The organism is Caulobacter rhizosphaerae (assembly GCF_010977555.1).
Lineage (GTDB): Bacteria > Pseudomonadota > Alphaproteobacteria > Caulobacterales > Caulobacteraceae > Caulobacter > Caulobacter rhizosphaerae.
In genome coordinates, this window is sequence record NZ_CP048815.1 from 3,617,027 (window position 1) to 3,638,623 (window position 21,597).

The 21,597-nt window shown below is 68.2% G+C and carries 21 protein-coding genes; 5 read left to right on the forward strand and 16 right to left on the reverse strand.

From position 1 onward, the window contains the following. Positions 1–8 precede the first annotated feature (8 nt). Genes G3M57_RS16550 through G3M57_RS16585 form a run of 8 tightly spaced genes read right to left on the reverse strand, consistent with a single transcriptional unit; the run spans position 9 to position 7,955 of the window. Positions 9–1,397 carry a PASTA domain-containing protein gene (locus G3M57_RS16550; protein ID WP_163231789.1) on the reverse strand — a complete coding sequence of 463 codons (1,389 nt, stop codon included), beginning with the start codon at positions 1,395–1,397 and terminating at the stop codon, positions 9–11. Between the two features lie 24 nt (positions 1,398–1,421). Next, positions 1,422–1,997: a hypothetical protein gene (locus G3M57_RS16555; protein ID WP_056753821.1), complete on the reverse strand. Its 576-nt coding sequence runs from the start codon at positions 1,995–1,997 to the stop codon at positions 1,422–1,424. Positions 1,998–1,999: 2 nt separating this feature from the next. Further along, entirely contained in the window at positions 2,000–4,531 is a 2,532-nt protein-coding gene (locus tag G3M57_RS16560; RefSeq protein WP_163231791.1) for a baseplate J/gp47 family protein, read from the reverse strand. Continuing rightward, positions 4,531–4,968: a GPW/gp25 family protein gene (locus tag G3M57_RS16565; RefSeq protein WP_082564513.1), complete on the reverse strand. Its 438-nt coding sequence runs from the start codon at positions 4,966–4,968 to the stop codon at positions 4,531–4,533. The genes G3M57_RS16560 and G3M57_RS16565 overlap by 1 nt, the downstream gene beginning before the upstream one ends. 2 nt (positions 4,969–4,970) lie before the next feature. Continuing rightward, on the reverse strand, positions 4,971–5,315 hold the full coding sequence (locus G3M57_RS16570) for a hypothetical protein (RefSeq protein WP_163231793.1): 345 nt from the start codon (positions 5,313–5,315) through the stop codon (positions 4,971–4,973). A gap of 2 nt (positions 5,316–5,317) precedes the next feature. Further along, a complete protein-coding gene (locus G3M57_RS16575; protein ID WP_056753830.1) occupies positions 5,318–6,832 on the reverse strand; it encodes a phage baseplate assembly protein V in 1,515 nt (504 codons plus the stop codon). Then, complete coding sequence (locus G3M57_RS16580) at positions 6,829–7,605, reverse strand: CIS tube protein (RefSeq protein ID WP_163231795.1); 777 nt, start codon at positions 7,603–7,605, stop codon at positions 6,829–6,831. Before G3M57_RS16580 ends, G3M57_RS16575 begins: the two co-directional genes overlap by 4 nt. Then, complete coding sequence (locus G3M57_RS16585) at positions 7,593–7,955, reverse strand: hypothetical protein (RefSeq protein ID WP_163231797.1); 363 nt, start codon at positions 7,953–7,955, stop codon at positions 7,593–7,595. Before G3M57_RS16585 ends, G3M57_RS16580 begins: the two co-directional genes overlap by 13 nt. A gap of 652 nt (positions 7,956–8,607) precedes the next feature. Between G3M57_RS16585 and G3M57_RS16590 the strand changes: the two genes are divergently transcribed. Next, positions 8,608–9,099 (forward strand): hypothetical protein, encoded by a 492-nt coding sequence (locus G3M57_RS16590; protein WP_163231799.1) that lies wholly within the window; start codon positions 8,608–8,610, stop codon positions 9,097–9,099. Positions 9,100–9,167: 68 nt separating this feature from the next. Here the strand turns inward: G3M57_RS16590 and G3M57_RS16595 are convergent, their stop codons facing one another. The 4 genes from G3M57_RS16595 to G3M57_RS16610 form a co-directional block, all read right to left on the reverse strand. Beyond that, entirely contained in the window at positions 9,168–9,638 is a 471-nt protein-coding gene (locus tag G3M57_RS16595) for a phage tail protein (RefSeq protein ID WP_057187067.1), read from the reverse strand. A 26-nt stretch (positions 9,639–9,664) separates the two neighbouring features. Continuing rightward, positions 9,665–10,888 carry a phage tail sheath family protein gene (locus tag G3M57_RS16600; protein WP_056753841.1) on the reverse strand — a complete coding sequence of 408 codons (1,224 nt, stop codon included), beginning with the start codon at positions 10,886–10,888 and terminating at the stop codon, positions 9,665–9,667. Position 10,889: 1 nt separating this feature from the next. Beyond that, on the reverse strand, positions 10,890–11,573 hold the full coding sequence (locus tag G3M57_RS16605) for a carboxypeptidase-like regulatory domain-containing protein (RefSeq protein ID WP_163231801.1): 684 nt from the start codon (positions 11,571–11,573) through the stop codon (positions 10,890–10,892). Between the two features lie 495 nt (positions 11,574–12,068). Next, positions 12,069–12,905, reverse strand: a complete 837-nt coding sequence (locus tag G3M57_RS16610) for a hypothetical protein (RefSeq protein ID WP_163231803.1) — start codon at positions 12,903–12,905, stop codon at positions 12,069–12,071. A 356-nt stretch (positions 12,906–13,261) separates the two neighbouring features. Here G3M57_RS16610 and rfbF point away from each other — a divergent pair, with 356 nt between their 5' ends. Further along, positions 13,262–14,044 carry a glucose-1-phosphate cytidylyltransferase gene (gene rfbF / locus G3M57_RS16615; protein WP_163231805.1) on the forward strand — a complete coding sequence of 261 codons (783 nt, stop codon included), beginning with the start codon at positions 13,262–13,264 and terminating at the stop codon, positions 14,042–14,044. 13 nt (positions 14,045–14,057) lie between these two features. On the opposite strand, the gene G3M57_RS16620 is transcribed toward rfbF, so the two are convergent. Continuing rightward, positions 14,058–14,990, reverse strand: a complete 933-nt coding sequence (locus G3M57_RS16620) for an N-acetylneuraminate synthase family protein (protein WP_188916132.1) — start codon at positions 14,988–14,990, stop codon at positions 14,058–14,060. Positions 14,991–15,140: 150 nt separating this feature from the next. Here G3M57_RS16620 and G3M57_RS16625 point away from each other — a divergent pair, with 150 nt between their 5' ends. Continuing rightward, positions 15,141–16,112 carry an NAD-dependent epimerase/dehydratase family protein gene (locus G3M57_RS16625; RefSeq protein ID WP_244322559.1) on the forward strand — a complete coding sequence of 324 codons (972 nt, stop codon included), beginning with the start codon at positions 15,141–15,143 and terminating at the stop codon, positions 16,110–16,112. Here the strand turns inward: G3M57_RS16625 and rfbG are convergent. After that, entirely contained in the window at positions 16,076–17,164 is a 1,089-nt protein-coding gene (rfbG, locus tag G3M57_RS16630) for a CDP-glucose 4,6-dehydratase (protein ID WP_163231808.1), read from the reverse strand. The genes G3M57_RS16625 and rfbG overlap by 37 nt on opposite strands. Positions 17,165–17,386: 222 nt before the next feature. Between rfbG and rfbH the strand changes: the two genes are divergently transcribed. Next, positions 17,387–18,655 carry a lipopolysaccharide biosynthesis protein RfbH gene (rfbH, locus tag G3M57_RS16635; protein ID WP_230983690.1) on the forward strand — a complete coding sequence of 423 codons (1,269 nt, stop codon included), beginning with the start codon at positions 17,387–17,389 and terminating at the stop codon, positions 18,653–18,655. Between the two features lie 160 nt (positions 18,656–18,815). Then, a complete protein-coding gene (locus tag G3M57_RS16640; RefSeq protein ID WP_163231810.1) occupies positions 18,816–19,913 on the forward strand; it encodes a class I SAM-dependent methyltransferase in 1,098 nt (365 codons plus the stop codon). Here G3M57_RS16640 and G3M57_RS16645 read toward each other — a convergent pair. Together G3M57_RS16645 and G3M57_RS16650 are read right to left on the reverse strand one after the other, a co-directional pair. Beyond that, positions 19,910–20,767 carry a class I SAM-dependent methyltransferase gene (locus G3M57_RS16645; RefSeq protein WP_208789610.1) on the reverse strand — a complete coding sequence of 286 codons (858 nt, stop codon included), beginning with the start codon at positions 20,765–20,767 and terminating at the stop codon, positions 19,910–19,912. The genes G3M57_RS16640 and G3M57_RS16645 overlap by 4 nt on opposite strands. Continuing rightward, positions 20,764–21,588 carry an SDR family oxidoreductase gene (locus tag G3M57_RS16650; protein ID WP_163231812.1) on the reverse strand — a complete coding sequence of 275 codons (825 nt, stop codon included), beginning with the start codon at positions 21,586–21,588 and terminating at the stop codon, positions 20,764–20,766. Before G3M57_RS16650 ends, G3M57_RS16645 begins: the two co-directional genes overlap by 4 nt. Positions 21,589–21,597: the final 9 nt, after the last annotated feature.

A 21,597-nucleotide genomic window follows, 5' to 3' on the forward strand; every position in this document is an offset into this window, starting at 1 on the left:
ATAAGTCGTCACTTCGGCTGGAAGGCTCTCGTATTGGGCGATAGCGCGTTGACGCCTCGCACCTGGTTGCCGAAATTCTGGGTCTTGAGGTCCACGACCGCGTTGCAGAGCCTGAAGGCGGTGGGGCTCGCCGTCGCGCTGGCGACCGTGATGTCCACCCGCGTACCCAGGGCGACCTTGGTCTTCGCCGCGATGCTCTGCCCCACGACCATGTTGGGCGCGCCGCGACAGCTGGAGCTGATGGTCCCGATGTCGAGGCCGGCGTTCTTCAGCGCCTGGATGCCGGCGATCCCGTTGACTGGAGGGCTGAGCAGATCGGGCACGGCCACGCCGGGATCGACGGTCAGCGTCACGACGCCCCCCTTCGCGGCCTTTACGTCTCCCGCCGGGTTCTGGGTCAGAACGACGTCGGGCTTCTGGCCAGAGGCTTTTCCCACCACGGCCGGCGCGACGCTGAACCCGCGATCCTCCAGCAGGGCTTGGGCCGCGACGAAGGGCTTGCCCGTGACGACGGGCACCGTCACGGTCTCGCCCACAGCCACGGTCAACTTCACTTCGACCGTCTTCGGATCGGCCTGGGCGTCGGCCGCGGGCTCCTGCTTGAACACGAGGCCCAGGCTGTTTTCAGGCGAAACCTCCTCGATGGCCGGACCGACCTTGAAGCCGCTCTTTTCGAACACGGCGACGGCGGCCGGATAGTCCAACCCAATCACGCTCGGCGTCGCGACGGTGGGGACCCCCGCGACGGTCAGCTTGACCTGCACTGTCTTGGGATCGGCCTTCTCGCCGCCTTCAGGGTCCTGCTTGAAAACCTTGCCTAAGGGCTTGTCGGGAGCCGGCTCGTTGATTTCCGGCGCGGCGGCGTAGCCCTTCTCTTTCAGCTTGGCGACGGCGGCGGGGTAGTCCAGCCCGATGACCTTCGGGACCTTGGGGCCGCCGGTCAGCAAGACGACGGCGATGATCGCGCCGATCACCAGGACCAGGACGCCAGCCGCCACCGCGATAATCCACCACGGGAACGGCTTCTTCTTGGTCGGCGGCTTGGCGACGGCCGGGATCGTGACGGTCGCCACGGCGCTGTCGGTGCTGTCGTTGTCGGGATCGTTGACATTGGTCGCCCGCAACTTGATCCGATGCTGGCCTGGGGGCGTCGCGGCGGGGATCTTCGCCACCACCGTCACCGTCTGGGTCTCGCCAGCCGCGACGGGCCGCTCCGGTTCGCCCTGAATCGAATACCATTCCGCCTTTCCGCCGCCCTGGATCTGCACGCTGAAGCGGGCGGTCAGCCCCTCCCCCGTCTTGTTGGTGACGCCGAACACGGCGTTGGCCTTGTGGAAACCGGCCTCCGTCTTCAGGGCCACGCTCGTCGGGCCGTCCGGGATCTCGAAACTCGGCATGGGTGTTCGTCCTCGTTTTCGCGGTCAGGCTGGAAGAAATTCAATGTCGTAAGTCGTGTAAGCGGGACGCTCTTCGTCGACGATGCGACGCACTAAGTCAGCCAAAGGCCGGGCCGCCGCCGGAGCGACGACTCGCAGGTGGAAGCTGCTCTCGACGCCCTTCGGCCCCGGCGGATTTTCCTCCACCGTGAAGCCTGACAGGCCCGTGCCGACGGTCAGGATGCGCTCCAGAGTCCTGCGGGTGCCGCGCCAGCGCGCCAGCTCGGCCGCTTCCAGGCACAGCAATCGCAACCGGCCGAGGCCCGCGGCGTAGCGCGGCGCGCCCTCGCCGGGGCGTCCCCCGGTCCAGTCCAGATAACGATCCAGGTCCAGCCAGCGCGCCAGCATCAGGGCGAAGCTCGGTGGCGCGCGCATCGGATCGATATGGGAGTCGAGGGTCGCCAAGGCGTTCTCGGCCGGCGCTTGGAGCACCTCCATCACCTCCAGCACCGCGGCCAGAGGCCTCTTCGGCGTCGCGCCATCGGGAACCGAGGGGTTCTCCGGCGGAATGGCGGCCTGGTAGGTTTCCGGCAAGAGCCGTGCGATGCGGGCGCGATCCACGGTCAGCCCCCCGTATCGTCGTCAATCACCACGGAGAGGTGGTGCTGGTCGGCGCAGTAGAGCCAGTTGGGGGGCAGCGGGATGCGGTCGGTGAACACCGTGGCCGAGGCGGTGGCGAAATGCAGGGCCCCGTCGAGGCTGCGGTAGACGCCCATGGGGCCGCCGGCGAACACCATCGGGGCTCCGCCCGCCGCGGGCGCGGCGGCGACGCAGGAGACCACGTGGAGCAGCCGTTCGGTGTCCCGGATCGGCAGGCCGGCGTCCAAAGGCGCGGCGCGCCAGGCCGGCGCGGCGACCGTGGTGTCCAGGGCCAGCACGCCGCCCCGGTTCGAACCCGCGAACACCCACTGGTCGGCGAACGCCAGGCCCTCGCAGGAGCCACCCTGCCAGCCGACATTGAACGGCTTGAAGCCCTCAGGATCGTCGGCGCCGCCGGAACGCAGCTCCACCCGGAAGGCGCCGGACCCCTGCTGGCCGGCCTCGGCCGCGGCGGCCGCCCAGAGGAAGTCGCGGGCGTTGAAACGTTGCACTGTCAGGCTGCGGATGTCCTGGCCGACCAGCCCCACCGAGTGGAAACTGTCCGACACCCCGCCCATGGCCGACAGGTAGACCCCGCCCTTGGCCCGGGCCGCCACCGCCACCTGGACCACGCCCGCCGACGACACCGAGGTCGTCACGGCGTAGAAGCCCTTGGTGTCGCGGGCCTTGTCGACCACCACCGGCGCGGGTCCAGCGTCGCCGAACGGCTTGAGCTGGCGCAGGCCTTCCGCGGTAGCGATCAGCAGCAGGGGCGAACCTTCCCGGTCGACCCAGTCGGCGTCGGACACCTCGCTGTTGAATACCGCCGCCTCGGTCTTCCAGGTCTCGCCGCAGTCGCGCGACACGTGGATGGCGCCGCCGGCCTTGCGCACGACCCCCAGGGCGACCAGGCCGGGCCGGTCGCGATGCCGGCGCACGAACAGCGGGCGGTCGCCGTCAGCCTTGAACACCACCGACCACGTGCCGCCGTCGTCCAGGCTGCGATGCAGACCCTGGTTGGTGGCGGCGAACCAGGTGCGCGCCTGGTGCGGATCGCGCAGCAGGTCCGACACGTCGCGGTCAGGCGCCTCGCCGATGGTCAGGCGAAGCTGGTCGGCATAGCGAACGCTGGGATCGGCCAGCATGGCTTCATAGACGTCGGAGGCCCGGAGAACCTGGCCGAACGGCTCGTCGCGCAGTGGTGAAAACAGCTTGTTGAGCCGGGTGCGGAGTCGCGCCTCCACGGCCGGCGCGTCCTCCTCGCGGCTGACCACCACCCGCGCCGCCACCGACACCGGCCGCACCCTGGCCCAGCCCACCGCCGTCTGCACGCCCAGCGGCCGCCGCTGGTCGACCGCCTTCTGGACCCGCGCCCGCAGTTCCTCACTTCGGCTTTGGATCACGGCCTGGGCGGTGACCCCCGCGTCGGGCAGCTTCTCCGCATCGACGGCCGGCACCAGCAGGATCTCGACCACGCCTGGCGCGGCATGGGCCCAGACCTGGGATTGGGCGTAGGCCTTGGCCCGAGCCACCGCGCCGACGCCCAAGGCCACCCGCTCGAAGTCGCGGGCGGTGACGGCGCAGCGCATGGAGGTCAGCTCCAGAGGCCCGCGCCTCATCGCCGCCTGCACGCTCTCGGCGTCGGCCCCACCGGCGGCCTGCGCGAGATTGGTGACCGCCAGATCGGCAATCGGGGTCTTGAACACCGTCAGGGCGCCGGGAACCACGTTGCCCGCCCGGCCGCCGCCGCCCCGGTACCAGACCCGAATGTCACGTCCCAGGGCGGGCACGCTGGCCAGGGGCGTGGAGCCTTCGCCCGCCAGGGCCGGGGCGAACTGGATGCGCCCAGCGGCCCGATCCACGCTGTAGACGCAATCCGTCGGCGCAGCGTCGGCGAAGCTGACGACCTCACGCCAGATCCGGTAGCTCTTGTCGCCCAGGGTGCGCGACACCGCGCCCTCGGCCAGCTCGGCGCTGTCGGCCTCGACGCCCACGATCAGGTCCAGCCCGTCGCCGGACGGCGCTATAATGGGCGGCCGCTTGATCTGCACGCTCTGGCCCGGCGCGCCCGTCCCAAGCCCGGCCGCCTCGGCCTCGGTCGTGTCGCAGTGCAGGGCCGGCGCCTCTACGCTCTTCTGGTCGGCCGCCAAGGTCGCGGCCTGGGTGACGACGAAGGTCACCGAGCCGTCGCTGGTGGCGATGCGCGCCCCGGCGGGAATGATGATCCGCGCATTGCCCGTCGTGCGCGTGAACGTCAGGGTGGCGGCCGCGGCGGCCGGCGGCCGGACCTGCGCGCCGACCAGGTTCAGCAGACTGACATACAGCTTCTCCGGCACGCGATTGAGCCGGTACAGCATGGTGTCGGTCAGGTAGGCGAAGGCCTCCAACAGGGTGATGCCGGGATCGCTGGGATTGCGATCGGTCCATTCCGGGCACGAACGGTCGATGACCTTGATGGCGTCGGCCATGAGGTCGTTGAAGGAGCGGTCATCCAACTTGGGGGTGGGCAGCGGCATCAGGCGGCTTCCCCCTGCAGGTCGAGCCCGAACTGCAACTGGCCGGGCTGATTGCTGCTGCGCACCCGGTAGTCCAGCGAGACCGTCAGTTGGCTGGGCGCGGCGGGATCGACGCCGGCGTCCAGCCGCACGATCTCGATCCTCGGCTCCCAGCGCTTGATCGACTGGCGCACGTAATGAATGGCCAGGCCGGCGGTCGTAGCGTCATTGGGCGCGAACATCAGCCGATGCAGCGGGCAGCCATAGCTGGGCCGCATCACCCGCTCGCCGGGTATGGTGGTCAGCAGCAGGACGATCGCCTGACGCACGGCGTCGTGACCGCTGACCTCGGCCAGTCGTCCTGTGGGCGACAGGATCAGCCCCGCCGGCCGCCGCAGCTCGGACGTGGCGCCGCCCAGCTCCGCGCCTTCGAACCGGATGCCCCGAACCGTCTTCATGCTCAACTCCCGGCCGCCACGAGACGCTGGCCGGGATCGACCACGCGGTAGTTGACCGTGCCGGGGGGCGACCCGTCCGTAAGCCCCGTCACCGTGTCCAGGCACACAGCCCGACCGCCGATGGTGACGAAGGTCGAATAGCCCTGCTTGACCACGAGGGTCGTCAGGCAGGGCCGCAGGCCGATGACCGGATTGGCGTTCGGACAGGTTGAGATCGGCCGTGACTGCGGATTGGGATTCACCAGCGCCAGTCGGTTCTTGATCCGCACCAGGGTCTGGGTCGGGGCGATGCCCACCCGCCCCCCATGATCGCAGACCAGCGTCGCGTCCTGGGTCAACCACAACATGCTCACCCCTCCTCGAAGGCGACGGCGGCGGCGCGGATCGTCAAGCGGCGCCCCGGCGCCTCGATGACGAGGTCGCCGCTGGCGCGCAGGCGCGAGCCGTTCGGGCCGAGTTCGAAGATCCCGCCCGCGCGGGTCTCCAGCCGCGCCAGGGCGTCGACGCTGTCCAGGGTCAGGACCTGGCCGCCCGGCGTCCGCACCGTGAAGGCTCGGGCGCCGGCCGTGCCCGCGCCGCGCGGCCCTGGCGCGGTGCGCTCGCCATAGAGGCCGCCCAGGACCACCCCTCGGGCCGGGTCGCCGTCGGGAAACAGCACCAGCACGTCGTCCTCAGGCTCGGGCAGGATGGCCACCCCCTTCTCGGCGCCGGCGCCCAGCAGCAACACCGACATCCAGCCCGTCTCGACATCGCCCAGCACCGGCAGGCGGGCCCGGACCCGCGCCAGGCCGTCGGGATCGTCGGCGTCGGTTACCTTGCCCAGAGTAAAGGCCGGAATGCGTGGGCGATCGGGCCGGGCCGGCGGCTCGGTCGAGATCTCCACGACATAGCCGCGCGCCTCCTCGAAGCGGTGCAGGGCGCGGGTGACCACGCAGCGTCCATCGACCAGGTCGCCGACGCCTTCCAGAGTCACCGGCCGCCCGGGACGCAGGCGGGTGTCGCCCTCGACCACCGCCTCCAGCACAACCGCGCGGGCCACGGCCCGGTCGAGATCGGCCTGGGCCAGGCTCTCGGCCTCGGCGGCGTCGGCGGCCAGGCGGTTGAACAGGGTCCGACCGCCCAGGTCTGGAAAGGCCGTCAGCCCGCCGTCCCGCAGCTCCTCGGCGTCTTGGCGCGCGAGCCCGGCGCGCGCATTGGCCGCGACGGCGCGGGCGGGGTCCCACGACTGGGCGCCGGTCCAGGGACGCAGGGAGTCGGCGCCGGCCGTCGCGCGGACCTGAATGATCTCGTGGCGCATCCGCAGTGGGATCGGCTCGCCTTCGCCGGCCAGGCTGACCAGCCGCAGACGGTCGGCCTCCAGCTGCAGGTAGAGGCCGGCGTCGCGCGCCAGGTCGACCACCAGATCGAAGTCGTTCTGGTCGTGCTGGACGATCAAAGCGCGGGTCGGCGGATGCTCGGCGCAACTGAACGTCAGGCCAAGGTCGCCCGCCATCTGCTCGGCCAGATCTGCGACCGTTGTGCTGGCCAGGGCCCGGGCCCGCTGGCGCAGCCGCGCCCTGTGCAGCTTGTCGAGCGCCCGCAGGCGCACCACTCGCCCCTGGGCGGCGTCCTGCTCATATTCGACCGCCGTGACCTCGCCATCGAACAGATCGCCGGAACCATCCACCGAAAAGGCCAGGCCGGCGCCGAGGCGCAGGCCCGTCAGGGTCTCCGTCGGCGGGTCGGCGAAGACCAGCTCGGCCATCGCCGGTGCGTTGAGAGCCTGGCGCACGAACGCGGAGACGGCGTGACGTCCCAGGTCGGGATCCAGCGGCGCGTTCTCAAGGCGGACCCGCAAGGGGCGGTTGGCGAAAATCGAGGTCACGCGCGCGCCCCCAATAGAACCGCCAGGGACGGCAACACGATGGTCGTGCCCTCCGGGACATTGAGGGGATCGTCGACCCCATTGTAGGCCGCCAAATCGGCCCACAGGGTGGGGTCGCCATAGCCGTCGTCGGCGACCTGATCGAAGCGCTTCAGCGGCAGGCCGTCATTGTCGACCGGCATGTCGACGGCGGAGGCCTGGTCGACGGACTCGCCGTCGAGTTCGGACGGCGCCTCGAACTGCGGCGTGACCGGTCGGCCGGGGGCCGGGCGCGGCTCGGAATCCTCGACGCGACGCAGGCGCAGGCTGAGCCATGATCGCCGGGGCGCGCCGTCGGCGTTGAACCGCTCAAGGCGCTCGGAGACGTGCAGCACCACGCCCGGAATGTTCCAGGACTTGCCCCAGATGAACCGAACCGTGGGCGGAGCGGCGAATCCGTCGGCCGCCACGGCGTTCTCGGTCAGGTCCCACAGCGGTCGGGTCAGGGCGCGAACGTCGTCGTCCTCGGCCGGTCCTCGGCCGTCCTCCGCAGCCGTCGGCGAGCGGCCCTCGCGGGCGACCTCGACGTCGAACAGCAGGTTCAGGTCGTATTCGGTGACCCCGCCGCCGGTGGCGATCAGCGGATCCTCCGAGCGCGCGACGCCGGTCAGGAAGCCGCCGCCGGCCAACCGCGTCCGCACCCCGGCCGTGCGCCGCGCCTCAAGGTTCTCTGGATTGAGCAGACACGAGATCCGCTCGCCGGACCGCTCCAGCAGGAAGGCTACACGTTCCATCGACCCTCCTCCTGTTCACGGGCCAGGTCCTCCCAGCGCGGCGGCGAAGCGGCGACGCCCTGCGGCGACGCGAAGGTCGCCGGCGGCAGCGAGGGCCAACGGTCTTCCGGCGGCGAATTGGCCAACCCGTGCGTGAAGCCCTTTGGCGAAGCTGCACCGGATGGGGTGAAGGTCGGTCGTTTGACCCGCTCGGTCGTCTGGCCATTCAAGGCAAGGGCGGTGCGTTCGACGGCGGCCCCCTCATGGCCCACCCGCCGCGTCCTGGGCTGGGCCGTGCGCACAGGGGCTGTCGACTCGCCGTGGCCTCGGCGCGGAACAGCCGGCGCGGGACGGGCGGGAACAGGCGCCATTGGCGGTTCCGAACCCGCCGAAGACGCCCGCCAGGGCGCATCGACAGACGTCAAGCCGGCCGTCGGCGGCGTTGACCTCACAGTCGGATCGGCGGCCGGAACGCGCTTGGCGCGGGATCGCGCCTGGACGGCGGCGAGCGCTCGAAAGATCAGGCCTGGCGGGTGGGGCAAGGAGGCGTGCACCGCACTGGGCGTGAGGTCCCGTATTGCCCGCGGGGAGCTCGGCGAGGGTCCTGCAACGCGGGCCGCGGATCCGTGCTCCACGGCGCCTCCCCGGTCGACGGTCCAGGCGTCTGCGGCCTCAGCCCGCTTCACGGGCTTCGGACGGGGCGCAAGGAACCGCGCGACACGCACCGGCCTCTGCACGACCCTTCCCAAAGTCGACGGTCTGGGATCGCGGGATAGGATCGTCGGCCGGGTCCGGTCAGCATGGGCTCCGGGGTCACGGATCGCTCGCTTCTCAGCGCCCGTCCGGACGCTGGGATCCGCCCCCATTGACGGCGTCCTGATGGGCCGGACCGGAGCCGTCCCCGGACCCTCGACGAGGTTGCGTGGCGCATCCGCCCACGCGGCCTGTCGCACGATCTCTTCGGGAGGCGCGGTCGCTTCGGAACCCGTCGCCCGCGACGTCTCCGAGGTCGGTCGAGACGGCATGTCAGCCCTGACCGACAGCGGCGAGCGTGGACGGCGGACGGCGTCGGCGTTCGGCCCAGGCGCAGCATGGGCCGAGGGTTCGGACCTGACGGTCGAAACCGGAGACGCGAACACCGGCCTTGATCGCCGCTTCGGCGCGAGGTCGGGCCGTCGCCATGTCTCGGAGGGTCGCTCACGCAGCGCCGCCAGGGTCGGAACGGCCGCCTCGCGGCGGGACGACGGCCCGGTCGGGGCCGGATCGCGTGAGACCGGCGCGCGGGCCATCGTCTCGACCGGCGGCGGCGAGGCCTGGGGTTGGGTCGGCGGCCAGGTCGCCGGGTCACTGTTCAGGGACAACGGGACCTCGCCGGCCTCGGCCAGTTGGGACGTCCGCTCGGCGACGTACGCCAGCCAGTGGGCCGGCGCGCCCGGATACCGTTCGGCCAGGGCGTCCATGACCGGGTTCGGCGCCGGCGCGGAACGATCCTCGGCGGCGTGCTCCAGGGCCTGAGCGACAGAACGGGCCAGGGCGGCCAGGGCGCCCAGCCAACCCGAAAACAGGCGGCGAAGGGCCATGGCTTACGCCCGGGTCAGGGTGTCGAAGGACAGCTTAAGCTCCTCGATCGCCACCTCGCGGCCGAGGGCGTCGAACGACACCCCGCTCCATTCACAGGGCCAGGCGTTGTCCAGATTCCAGCGCAGGACCTCGGCCGTGCCCTTCACGTCCATCATCGCGATCGAGATGTTGCGGCGAGGCGTGCCCCCGGCCAGCACCTCCTTGAGCCAGTCCCAGAGCGCCGGGGTCTTGGTCAGGCCGTATCGCAGCGTGACCTCGGCGTATTCCACCGGTCCGGGCAGGGTCCGGACGATCTGGCCGCTGCCGGATTCTCGGTAGCGGATCGGATGAATCCGCACGCCCAGCCCGAAACACTCAGTGAACCGGACATCACCCATCTCGCGGGACGAAAGCATGAAGTTATAGTTGCGATAGACGTCGGGGAGCGCGCCGACCTTGGGCGCCGCCGCTGCTTCATCAGGCTTGTTGGCCATGACGGATCCTCTTCAAGGTTTGGGGGTCAGGCGGTCTCGACGGTGGATCCGACCGCCGTCTGGCCGATGCGGAAGATGACGAACTCGGCGGGCTTCACCGGCGCGATGCCGATGACCACCACCACCTGGCCGGCGTCGACCACCTCGGGCGGGTTGGTCTCGGCGTCGCACTTGACGAAGAAGGCGTCCTCGGGCCGCGCTCCCGCCAGGGCGCCCTGCCGCCAGAGCAAGGTCAGGAAGGCGCCGACATCGCGCTGGATGTCCTTCCACAGCGGACCGGCGTTGGGCTCGAACACCACCCAGCGGGTGCTGATGGCGATCGATTCCTCGATCATGTTGAACAGCCGCCGGACGTTCAGGTAGCGCCAGTTGCTGGCGCTGGGCGCCAGGGTCCGGGCGCCCCAGACGCGAACGCCTTCGCGGGTGAAGAAGCGGATGCAGTTGACGCCGACCGGGTTGAGCACGTCCTGCTCGGCCCGCGACAGCATCTGGGTGAGCCCCTCGACGCCGCGGATCGTGACATTGGCCGGAGCCTTGTGCACCCCGCGCTCGCTGTCGGTGCGGGCATAGATGCCGGCCATGTGGCCCGAAGGCGGGATCTGGGCCAGGCTGTCCGGATCGACAGCGTCGCGGCCCCGAAGCCAGGGGAAGTAGCAGGCGCCGTAGCCGCCGTCGGAATCCCGGGGGCGCAGGCCCGGCTTGGGGCCCCGTCCGCGCGGCGCAGCCGGGGCCGCATCGCCCTCGACGGCGGGCGTCGGGGATGGAGCCGCGCTCCCGTCGGCCGCGCGGGTCAGCACCTCGACATCGTCGACGCGAGGCGGGGCGTCCAGGATCGCCACGCGATCCTTCAGCGACTCCGCCGCATCGAGCAAGGCCCCGTGCGAGGCCGGGTCCGTGCGACCGGGGGCGGCAATGATGGCGATCTCATCGATCGCCGCCAGGGCGTCCAGCCCCCGCCCCTTGCCAGCGATCGCCCCGTCGGCCTTGGTGTTGACGACATAGCAGCGGGAGCCGCCGTTCAGGAAGAAGCCGTAGACGGCGTTGGCCAGGTCGGTGCCCTTGTCGCCGTCGCGCACGTAACGTCGCCTGAACTCGCTCCAATTGTTGATCGCCACCGCCTCGTCGATGAAGGCGTCGGGATTCGGCGCGGTCCCGACGAAGCCGGCCGTCGATGTTCCCACCGCCTCGATCGGGCGAGTTCCAGAGTCGATCTCCTCGACGTAGACGCCGGGGCTCAAATAGGACGGCATGTCAAATCTCCAGCGGTAGACGAAGGATCACGGGGCTGCCGGTCTCGACCTCGCGGTCGATCTCGATCCCGCGGGCGCGAACATTGAGGCGTATCGGCGCGCCCTTGCCGCCGACCGGTCCGTGAAGGCGAAAGCGGCCGAACGCATCGGTCTGGGCGGTGCGATCCACGCCCTCGACGCGCACCACGGCGCCGGCGACCGGCGTGTCGTCGGGTCCCAGGACCGAGCCCTGGAGCAGGCCAAGCTCGCCGGAGTCGATCCGGAGCGGAAAGCGAACCAGGGCGGCCCGGGCGACGGCCCGCCGCCGCGCGATCGAGACCGTGGCCCGCAGCACGAAACCGGGCCCCGGCGGCAGGTCCAAGTCGGCGCAGAGCTTCAGCGCGTCGCGGTCCAGCGCCACCTCGGCCTCATCGTGCTCCATGGCCGCGAACATCAAGGCGATGACGCCGGTCTGTTCGATGATGGGATCGGCGGCGCGCACCGTGACCAAATAGTCGGCGGTCAGGGTCAGCGGCGGCGCAGCCGCACGGGGCGTTGCCTGGGGGGCCAGGCCGATCAGGCGGAGGTCGACCCCTTCACCGCAATCGCGATCGCTGAGGGACCGGGCCACCACGGCTCGCCCCGGCAAGACCGCCTGGGTCCAGCCGATCAGATCCCGCGTCGTTTCCTCCAGCCCCTCGGTCATTTCCGGCCACCCCTCGGGTACAACCCAAAGACGTCAATCCATACTTAGGCCCAATTACGCGCAAATGGGAAGCTCGGATTTCAACGTTTTTTTTGAGTAGATATATTTGCCGGAAGAATTTTCTCCAAATATCACGACGTTTAGTTAAGCGAAAAACGCAATGCATGAGGCATCGATGAGCGATGACTACTTATCACCACCGCCTTATTAAATTAGATTTTCAGACAAACGCAAACTTTATCAAAAATAGTAGAGATATCCCCACTTTAGTTACAATTCGCACTGTGTTCTGGCGCGACAAAAAGCGCCTTTATTTGCTTTTTTTAAAACGGAAAACGAACGCACAAGTTGTAGAAAGGCGCATTGGGTGCCGGTCTGAAGCCCGGCGCGAGATCATTGGGCGGCGGCCCCTATCATGGCAAAGCCTTGCGACGCCCTAGAGCCGCCCTTCCGACGCGAAGACCACGACCAGGCCCACGGGCGCCGAAGTCGTGCTCATGTTCGATTCTCCTCTCGCCAATAGAAGTAGAGCAGCACCGCCATCGCACCGGCCAACGGGTGCCAGAGCATGCCGTGCGGCTGGAAGAAGTCCTTGGGGTGGCACATTGGCTCGCCGGTCTGGGACAGCGCCCAGAACACGGTCGCGGCGATGATACAGCCCACGGCCAGCCACCAGAGCAGAATGGTCAGCCACCTGCCCTGCCACGGCTTGCCCTCCCGCACGCAGGCGACGATCTCCAGCGCCAGATACGCCGCCACCAAGGCGATGATCAGGATTAGCGACTTGAACTCCCACTGCCAAAGGGCGTGGATGATCAGGAAGACCACGACGGTGATCGGATAGAAAACCCAGAACACCCAGTCTGCAGAAACCAGGCGGCGCAAGGTGTAGAACACCAAGAAGGCCGCATAGACATACATCGACAGACCGTCGAAGTTTCCCGCCCAGCCAACGATGGACGCGTGGAACCACATGCTGCCCAGCCCCAGGAACAGCACCGCGAAGACGTAGAGGTCGGCGATGAAGTTGTCGGACCGCATCACGTTCTCGCCGCGCGCGCCATCCTTGCGATCCAGATAGATCATGAAGGCCACCAGGCCGGCGGTCAGGATCGAGTAGAGATTGAACCAGGTGTTGACCGGTTGCCGGACGCCTCGGGCGTGGGCGATAACGTCGGCCGGGTCGAAGGCCTCGCAGAAGCAGGTGTTGGGCGTCGCGGCCATGCAACTGTCCGGGCTGCCCGGCCAGCCGGCGGCGACGAAGATCAGGAACGGCAACAGGACCAGGACGACCCCGGCCCCCAACACGATGAAACCGCGATAGGCGCTCATGGCCCCTCCTTGAGAACTCAGGTGACGCGGAACTCTCCCGGACAGTTCGGGTACGCAGGTCGATCAATGGCCGATGTCGACCGGGATCGAGAACGACAGTTCCTCACCGACGCGGCCTTCGCGCCGCGCCGCGCCGCAGATTCCGCAACTTCGGGATCTCGGCCTACAGTCAAGGTTACGCGGATTGGGAGATCAATTCGCCCACTGAACTTATAGGTGGAGTTTAGCAGCCCATCGCGATCCGTCCAGACGCCATTTCTCCAGACCACAAGGCGCGGCGACCGTCTGCGAACGGTGCTGTTTCCGGCCTCCAACTTCGGTAGAGTTCACCGGAGATTCCCGTCGAAAGCGGTCGCATGGCGCAGAACACCAAGACCAAGGTCGTCATCCTCGCCGGCGGCAAGGGCACGCGGATCGCCGAAGAAACCCAGGTGCGTCCCAAGCCGATGGTGGAGATCGGCGGCCGGCCGATCATCTGGCACATCATGAAGTCCTACAGCGCCCATGGCCTGAACGACTTCGTCATCTGTTGCGGTTACCTGGGCGACAAGGTCCGCGAGTACTTCCTCAACTACGCCTACCAGAACGCCGACCTGACGATCTCGCCCAATGGCCAGGTCGAGGTTCACCAGCATCATGCCGAGCCCTGGACCGTCACCCTGGTCGACACGGGGGACGAGACCATGACCGGAGGGCGGATCAAGCGGGTGGGCCGCTACGTGGCCGATTCCCCCTATTTTTGCCTGACCTACGGCGACGGCCTGTCGGATGTGGACATCGGCGCCCTGGTCCGCTTCCACGAGGCGCACGGCGCCCAGGCGACGATCACGGCGGTCAGCCCCCTCGCCCGCTTCGGCGCCCTGAAGATCAAGGGCGACACCGTCGAGCGGTTCGTCGAGAAGCCCTCGGCGGAGGGCGGGCGGATCAACGGCGGGTTCTTCGTGCTGTCACCCAAGGTGCTGGACCTGATCGAAGGCGACGAGACGGTGTTCGAACAAGCTCCGCTGGAGCGCCTGGCCCGGAGGGGACAGTTGCGGGCCTTCCGTCATGACGGATTCTGGCAGCCCATGGATACGCTGCGCGAGAAGCTCCACCTCGAAGACCTGTGGCTCCGGGGCGCGCCGTGGAAATCCTGGTAGCCCCGGCCAGGCCTTAGGTCGCGTCTCCCGACCAGTAGCGCAGTTTCTCGGCGACCGACGCCTCCCCGGGCGTGATGCGCTTTTCGCCGTCGCCCAGCCATTCGCGAAGGTCGCGCAGGCGCGAGACCAGCACCTTCAGTTCATTCGGCTCCAGGGAGGCCGACTGATCCGAGCCGTACATCGTCCGATCCAGGGTGATGTGGCGTTCGATGGCCACAGCGCCCAGCATGGCGGCCACCAGGCTGGGCTCCACCGAAGCCTCGTGACCGCTGTAGCCGACCGGCGCGCCATAGCGGCGACGCAGGGTGTCGATCGCCATCAGGTTCAGGTCGGCGGGCGGGGTCGGATAGGTGGAGACCGTATGCATGAGCACGAACGGGCAGGCCGCCGCGCGCAGGATCTCCACCGCCGAGTCGATCTGTTCGAAGGTGCACATGCCGGTAGAGGCGAACACCAGCTTGCCCTCGGCGGCGACCGCCTCGACCAGCGGACGATGAGTCAGCATGGCCGAGGCCAGCTTGTTGTAGGGCAGGTCGTACTTGGCCAGGAACGACTGGCTGGGCACGTCCCAGGCCGAGGCGAACCAGGCCAGGCCCAGTTCACGGCAATAGGCGTCGATGGCGTCGTACTCGGCCTCGCCGAACTCCAGGCCCTCCTTCTGGGCGCGCTGGGTTTCGCCCCAGGGGCTCTGGCGCGGCGCGGCAAGCACCTCGGGCGTGTAGACGATGTCGATCGTCCGCTTCTGGAACTTCACCGCGTCGCACCCGGCCTCCTTGGCGGCTCGGATCAGGGCCTTGGCGACCTCGAGATCGCCGTTATGATTGATGCCGATCTCGGCGATCACGAAGGGACGGTCCGCCAGCGGCCACGGGATCGAAGCCAGACGCTCCGTGGCCATGTTCTCCACGGAAAGCGCCTTGTTTATCGAGGCGTCGACGGTCTGCATGGTCCGGGTCCTGTTGTACGGAGAACGACGTCCGGGACATCGCCTTCGGAAGCGCGGAAGCCGCCGCGAGGGCTCTTGGCTCCAGCGCGGGCTGGTATATCTATCGCGGCCGATCCTGCTGCGGCCTTGATCTAAGTTCCCTTGTCTAGAATGGAGTCGGCGATAATGCCTAGGTGCAAGTTCGCCGCATGGTTAGCGCGCCCCTCCAGTTGCGTGGCGATCGTCGGGGCGTCCGGCTGGATCGGGATGGCGCTGACCGACCATGTTCTGGCGGTCTGTCCGGACCTTCCGCCCGATCGCCTGCGGCTGTTCGGCTCATCCCGTCGTCCCCTGCAACTTCGGGATCAGCGGCCCCTGATCGAACCGCTGGACGCCTTGTCTGGCCTCGGAAACGGCGAATGGCTGATCCTCCACGCCGCCATCGTCGGCGGCGACCGGGTCGACGGCGGCGATCTACAGGAAATGCGACGTCGCAACGACGCCCTGCTGGGCCGGGTTCTGGCCCTGGCTGATATGGCCGACACGCGACGACTGGTCACAGTCTCGTCGGGCGCCGTCGGCCGCCCTGATATGGGTCCGCCGGATCGCGTGGCCTATACCGCCATGAAACGCGAGCATGAGGCGGTCGTTGCGGATTGGGCCCGCCGGACCGGCAAATCCGTCCTGGTTCCACGCGTGTTCAACCTCGGCGGCCCCTTCATCAACCACACCGAGGCCTACGCCCTGGGGGCGTTCATCCTGGCCCTCGCACGGCGGGGCCGGATCACCATAGGCGCCGCCGATCCGGTGTTCAGGAGCTTCGTCCACGTCTCGGAAATGGCGCGGGTGATCCTCGACATGGCGGTGGACGAGGCGCAGTCGGCCGAGCCGTTCGATGTGGGCGGCGCTGAGGTCGTCGAATTGGGCGCGCTAGCAAGGGCGGTCGGCCAGGCCCTGGGTCGAAGTGATCCGCCGATCGAACGCCAGGAGCCTGGTGACGGTCCAGGCGACTGGTACGTCGGCGACGGCCGACGCTATCAAGGCGCCCTCTTCCGCCGTGGCGAGCATCCGACACCGCTGGCGCGGACCGTGGCCGACACGGTCGCTTACCTGGCGGCGACGGGCGCGTTAGACGAAACGTAGCGATCGATCTGCGCCAGAGTCGTCTCGCGCAGGTCGCCACCGGCCAGGGCCTCGCGCCACCAGTCGATCGTCAGGGCGACGGATTGCTCAAGGTCCAGGCGCGGCCTCCAGCCCAGCTCAGCCTTGGCCAAGTCGGAATTCAAGGTCAGCAGGCCCGCCTCGTGGGGCGCGGAAGGGTCGATCCGCTCGACCAGCCGCGCGTCCCCGCTCCACATTTCCGCAGCGATCCGAGCCACGTCGCCGACTGGACGGGCGCCATCCGCGTCGGGACCGAAGTTCCAGGCCCGCAGCCCGCTCGCCGGCGAGGCGGCCAGGGTCTGGACCGCCAGGAGATAGCCTTGCAATGGCTCCAGCACGTGCTGCCACGGGCGCACGGCCGCAGGATTGCGCAGCACCGCCGCCTCGCCCCGCGCAAAGGCCGATAGGACATCCGGCAACAACCGGTCGCGCGCCCAGTCACCGCCGCCGATCACATTCCCCGCCCGCGCGACTCCCACCGCCGCGCCGACACCTTCCAGGAAGGAGGCGAAATAGGCCCTCACCGCCAGTTCGGCGCAGGCCTTGCTGGCGCTGTAGGGATCTCGGCCGCCGAGACGATCGTCCTCCCGATAGGCTTGGCCATGCTCAAGGTTCTCATACACCTTGTCGGTGGTGACGATCAGCGTCACGGCCGGACGCGGCTGGCGACGCACGGCGTCCAGCAGGTTGACCGTGCCCATCAGATTGGTGGCGAAGGTCTCCCGAGGCGCCTCGTAGCCGCGACGCACCAGAGGTTGGGCGGCCATGTGGATCACCACCGAGGGCGCGAAATCCAGAACGGCGGCGTCCATCGCATCGGGATCGCGCACGTCGGCGATCATGCTGTCCAGCGCCTCGGCGACGCGCGCCGCCTCGAACAGGTTCGGCTGGCTGTCGGGGAGCAGCGCCACGCCGCGCACCGTCGCGCCCAGCCGCTCCAGCCAAAGGCTCATCCAGCCGCCCTTGAAGCCGGTATGGCCGGTCAACAGCACTCGCCGCCCGCGCCAGAAGTCCTCGTCGATGCCGATGGTCATGACGTCCCCAAAGCCGATCGGGATTCCCACCGAGCGCGCACGGCAGTTTGACGCGCCGCCCCTGGACCGAATCGGCGATAATCATCGTCTCCGCCCGAGCGGAGCAGCAAGGTCGTCGATCGCTGGCGGATCGGAGAGCGCGTCATCTCGTTTCAGGAACCTTCGGAGGAAACCGCGGCGCTTCGCGGCAGGATTCTCGCCCTGGTCGAGGAGTATCACGCGCTGGCCCATAGGCCGAAGCCGTTCGAGGCGGGCGCATCGCCCGTCCCGGTGTCTGGCCGGATCTACGACGCCTCGGACATGCGCAGCCTGGTCGATTCCGCCCTGGATTTCTGGCTGACCACCGGCCGTTTCAACGACGCGTTCGAGGCCAGGCTGGCTCAACGCCTGGGCGCGCGGTTCGCCTTGACCGTCAACTCCGGTTCGTCGGCCAATCTGGTGGCGCTGTCGGCCCTGACCTCGCCCAAGCTGAAGGCCCGCCAGCTCAAGCCCGGCGACGAAGTGATCACCGCCGCCACCGGCTTTCCGACCACGGTAAACCCGCTGCTGGGCGCGGGTCTGGTCCCGGTGTTCGTCGACATGCTGCCGACCACCTACAACTTCGACCCCGACAAGGTCGCGGCCGCCATCGGCCCCAAGACCAGGGCGATCATGGCGGCCCACACCCTGGGCAACCCATTCGACCTGGCCGCCATCCGCAAGCTCTGCGACGATCACGGCCTGTGGCTGGTCGAGGACTGCTGCGACGCCCTGGGTTCGACCTATGATGGCCGGCAGGTCGGCACGTTCGGCGACTTGGCCACGCTCAGCTTCTATCCCGCCCACCACATCACCACGGGCGAAGGCGGGGCGGTATTCACCAACGACGAGTTCCTGCGCCGGCTGGCGGAGTCGTTTCGCGACTGGGGCCGGGACTGCTTCTGCGCGCCGGGTCAGGACAACACCTGCGGCAAGCGGTTCGGCTGGAAGATGGGCGATCTGCCGCGCGGCTATGACCACAAGTATATCTACGGTCACCTCGGCTATAACCTGAAGATGACGGACATGCAGGCCTCGGTGGGCCTGACGCAGTTGGACCACCTGGACAGCTTCATCGCCGCGCGCAGGCGCAATTTCGCCGCCCTGAAGGCCGGCCTTGCCGACCTGCAGGCATTCCTGGTGCTGCCGGAGGCGACACCGAACAGCGATCCGGCCTGGTTCGGTTTTCCCATCACCGTCAGGCCCGAAGCGCCGTTCACGCGCAACGAGCTGACCCGCCGCCTCGAGGACGCCCGCATCGGCACGCGCCTGCTGTTCGGTGGCAACCTGGTGCGCCAGCCCTATATGGCCGGCCGCAATTTCCGGATCGCCGGCGAGCTGACCGTGGCCGACGCGATCATGGAGCGGACCTTCTGGATCGGGGTCTATCCCGGCCTCGGCGCCGACCACATCGCCTACATGCTCGGCATCATCCACGACTTCTGCCGCAGCCGCGCGCCGGCGTCCGCCTGATCTCCAGCGAGAGAGCCCATGCCCGAACTCAAGTGCGCCCTTGCAGACAGCCAGACCCGACCGTTCGCGCCGCAACCGACCCTTCGGAGCATCGCCGCCCTGTTGAAGAGCGGGCTGAACGCCTCGGAGACGTGCACCCGCTCTACGGCGCCGTGAGGTCATGGCCCTGACACCGCCCTGCCCGATCTGCGGTCGCGAGGCCAGCAGCGCGATCGCCGGGCTGTGCTTCGGCGACAAGCCGCACCTGCCAAGCGCCATCACCCTGCATGGCTGCGCGGACTGCGACTTCGCCTTCACCTGGCCGCGCGATCCCTTCGGCTATCGCGACTACTATGCCGCCGTCGCCAATGACACAGCCCAGCGGCACGGCCAGTATCGCAATCATCCCCAGGCCGACATCCTGGCGAACCTGATCGGCTCGCGGCCGATCCGCTCGGTGTTGGACTTTGGTTGTGGCGGTGGCGGGCTGCTACACGTCCTGGCCGAGCGCTTTCCGCAGGTCCGGTTCCTGGGTTTCGACGTAAACGCCAACTTCCCCTCGGACCTGCCGAACCTGAGGTTCACCGACCAGTTTCCGCAAGACGGCCACGACCTGGTGATCCTCAGTCATGTCATCGAGCACATGGCCGACATCAGCCAGATCAAAGCGTTGTTCGATCTGGTCGGCGAAGACGGCCTTGTCCACATTGAGATGCCGGACCCCAAGCACTACATCAGCGTCCCACAGCCGCATTTCGGCTATTATGTCGACAGGCTGCACATCAACCACTTCTCGCAGCGCGCGCTGCTGAAGATCGCGCCCCAAGGATTCGATGTCCTTATCGGCGGGACGTATCGCATGCCCTACGCCTTGGGGGATGTCTATCCCGCTCAATACGTCGTGCTGCAGAACCGGCGACACGAACAAGCCGTCCCTGAAGCGATCGACGCCTATCTCCAGGCCGAAGCGCAGCGCTGGGCCGACATCCGCGCGCAACTCCACGGCCGGAGATTCTTCATCTACGGCTTCGGCGATAATTTCCATCGCAGCCTCTCGCCGGGCGGGCCGCTGCATGGCCTGGAAGGCAACATCATCGCCGTGATCGATCGCAACGCGGCGACCCTGGCGACCAGCAGCCGGAGCGCGTTCCAATTCATGGATCCGAGCGAGATCGCCCGGATCGACGGAGCCCTGATCGTCTGCACCGTCTCGCAGTTTTCGGACCTGGCGGAGGGCTTTCGGCAAGCCTACCCCAACAGTGAGGTTCAGTACCTCTAGGCCCGCCGGCAAAGCACGCAGAATTGCCGGCCCAGGCGGCCGTAGATTTGGGTTTCGATGACTTCGAGATGAACGACGACGAGACCTCGGCGCGAGATCAAGGTCCGAAGGGCCGTCTCGGTGAAAAAATTTACGTGCTCGTGCCAGTGCTTCTTGCCGGCGGCCAAATTCTCGACGCCGAGATTCTCGGCCACATAGGCCTCCAACGGAACCTCCAGATAAAGCAGCGTCCGCGATGTCATCACCGCGCCGATCTCGTCCAACAGGTCGGCCGGACTGGGCACGTGCTCCAGGACGTTGCTGCAGACCACCAGGTCGAAATCCGATCGCGCCAAGTCCGCGCGGGTCAATGGCTTGACCCCCTCGGCCGTAGCCAAACCCGAGATATCGAAGACCGACACGCTGGCGGCGTCGTCGCGGAACGGTGTATTCAGCCCCGTATCGCCGCCCCAGTCCAGTACATGCGGCGGGCCCGCCAGATAGGGCGCAATGATCGCCTCGACCTGGGAAAGATAGGCCGCGCGTTCCATCAGAAGATTGTTGCGGGCGGCATAACCCGGTTCGAACCGCTCGCGCGTTGCCGTGTATTCGGGTCCGCGATAACCGCTGTAGAGCCGGTCCATCTCGGCGTCGCTGAACCGCATGTCGAGAAACAGCGCCCCGCAAACCTCGCACTGCAGCGAGTTGCACAGGGCGTAAGCCATGCCCAAGCTCAGCGTCTGCATACCCCAGTCAGGTGTGATCTCGACCGGTTCCCAGCCGAATACCCGGTTGGCGACAAACGGCATCAACACCGCGGGCGATCGATGCAGCCGATCACCGTCACAGCAGATGCAGCGCTCGGCAATGTTCACAGCACGGTCCGCCCGCCGTCGATCAGGATGTTCTGGCCGGTCATGTAGCTGGAGGCGGGCGAGCACAGGAACTGCACGGCCGACCGGTACTCCGAGGCCCCCGCCATGCGGCCCATCGGGATCAGTTGGCTCAGCCGCCCGACGAAGTCGTCGGGATGGTCGTTGAACACGCCGCCCGGCGACAGGGCGTTGACCCGCACCCCCTGCCCCGCCCAGTAGCCGGCGAGGTAGCGGGTCAGGCCCACCAGTCCGGCCTTGACCACCGAATAGGTCACCGGCTTGACCGGCTGATCGCCCTCGGCGACCCCAACCTTGCGGTACAGGCGCTGGTCCGGCGCGATCACCGACAGGTCCGAAGCTATGTTGAGGATCACCCCGCCGCCCCGCCGCGCCATCTGGGCCCCCATCACCCGGGCGCAGAGGAAGGCGCCGGTCAGGCCGACGGCGATCTGGAAATCCCAACTTTCCAGCGGAAAGTGCTCCAGGCGGCTCAGTTCCGGCCCGCCGGCGGCGGTGACCTTCGGGTCGACGGCGGCGTTGTTGACCAGCACGTCGATCGGACCCTGCGCTTCGAGCACGGCGCGGATGGAGTCTTCGGACGTGACATCCAAGGCGGCGGCGACGACGCGGTCGCCGTGAGTCCCGCGGAGCGATGCGGCGGCGGCCTGCGCCGCGGCTAGGTCAAGATCGGTCAGGATCACCGTGGCGCCGATCTCCGCCAAGGCGGCGACGTGCTCCCGACCCAGCAGCCCGCCGGCGCCGGTCACCAGGGCGGTCTTGCCGGTCAGGTCGAAGGCGGCGAGGCCGACGGGTTGCGTCATTGCAGGCTC

Excerpts from the sequence above, each read along its gene's own strand:
- G3M57_RS16610 (WP_163231803.1), bottom strand. The coding sequence starts at position 12,905 with ATGAGCGCCTATCGCGGTTTCATCGTGTTGGGGGCCGGGGTCGTCCTG.
- G3M57_RS16625 (WP_244322559.1), top strand. The coding sequence starts at position 15,141 with ATGGAGTCGGCGATAATGCCTAGGTGCAAGTTCGCCGCATGGTTAGCG.
- G3M57_RS16650 (WP_163231812.1), bottom strand. The coding sequence starts at position 21,588 with ATGACGCAACCCGTCGGCCTCGCCGCCTTCGACCTGACCGGCAAGACC.
- G3M57_RS16585 (WP_163231797.1), bottom strand. The coding sequence starts at position 7,955 with ATGGCGCCTGTTCCCGCCCGTCCCGCGCCGGCTGTTCCGCGCCGAGGC.
- G3M57_RS16565 (WP_082564513.1), bottom strand. The coding sequence starts at position 4,968 with ATGAAGACGGTTCGGGGCATCCGGTTCGAAGGCGCGGAGCTGGGCGGC.
- G3M57_RS16590 (WP_163231799.1), top strand. The coding sequence starts at position 8,608 with ATGTCAGCCCTGACCGACAGCGGCGAGCGTGGACGGCGGACGGCGTCG.
- G3M57_RS16605 (WP_163231801.1), bottom strand. The coding sequence starts at position 11,573 with ATGACCGAGGGGCTGGAGGAAACGACGCGGGATCTGATCGGCTGGACC.
- G3M57_RS16550 (WP_163231789.1), bottom strand. The coding sequence starts at position 1,397 with ATGCCGAGTTTCGAGATCCCGGACGGCCCGACGAGCGTGGCCCTGAAG.
- rfbF (WP_163231805.1), top strand. The coding sequence starts at position 13,262 with ATGGCGCAGAACACCAAGACCAAGGTCGTCATCCTCGCCGGCGGCAAG.
- G3M57_RS16595 (WP_057187067.1), bottom strand. The coding sequence starts at position 9,638 with ATGGCCAACAAGCCTGATGAAGCAGCGGCGGCGCCCAAGGTCGGCGCG.
- G3M57_RS16560 (WP_163231791.1), bottom strand. The coding sequence starts at position 4,531 with ATGCCGCTGCCCACCCCCAAGTTGGATGACCGCTCCTTCAACGACCTC.
- G3M57_RS16620 (WP_188916132.1), bottom strand. The coding sequence starts at position 14,990 with ATGCAGACCGTCGACGCCTCGATAAACAAGGCGCTTTCCGTGGAGAAC.
- G3M57_RS16580 (WP_163231795.1), bottom strand. The coding sequence starts at position 7,605 with ATGGAACGTGTAGCCTTCCTGCTGGAGCGGTCCGGCGAGCGGATCTCG.
- rfbG (WP_163231808.1), bottom strand. The coding sequence starts at position 17,164 with ATGACCATCGGCATCGACGAGGACTTCTGGCGCGGGCGGCGAGTGCTG.
- G3M57_RS16570 (WP_163231793.1), bottom strand. The coding sequence starts at position 5,315 with ATGTTGTGGTTGACCCAGGACGCGACGCTGGTCTGCGATCATGGGGGG.
- G3M57_RS16600 (WP_056753841.1), bottom strand. The coding sequence starts at position 10,888 with ATGCCGTCCTATTTGAGCCCCGGCGTCTACGTCGAGGAGATCGACTCT.
- G3M57_RS16640 (WP_163231810.1), top strand. The coding sequence starts at position 18,816 with ATGGCCCTGACACCGCCCTGCCCGATCTGCGGTCGCGAGGCCAGCAGC.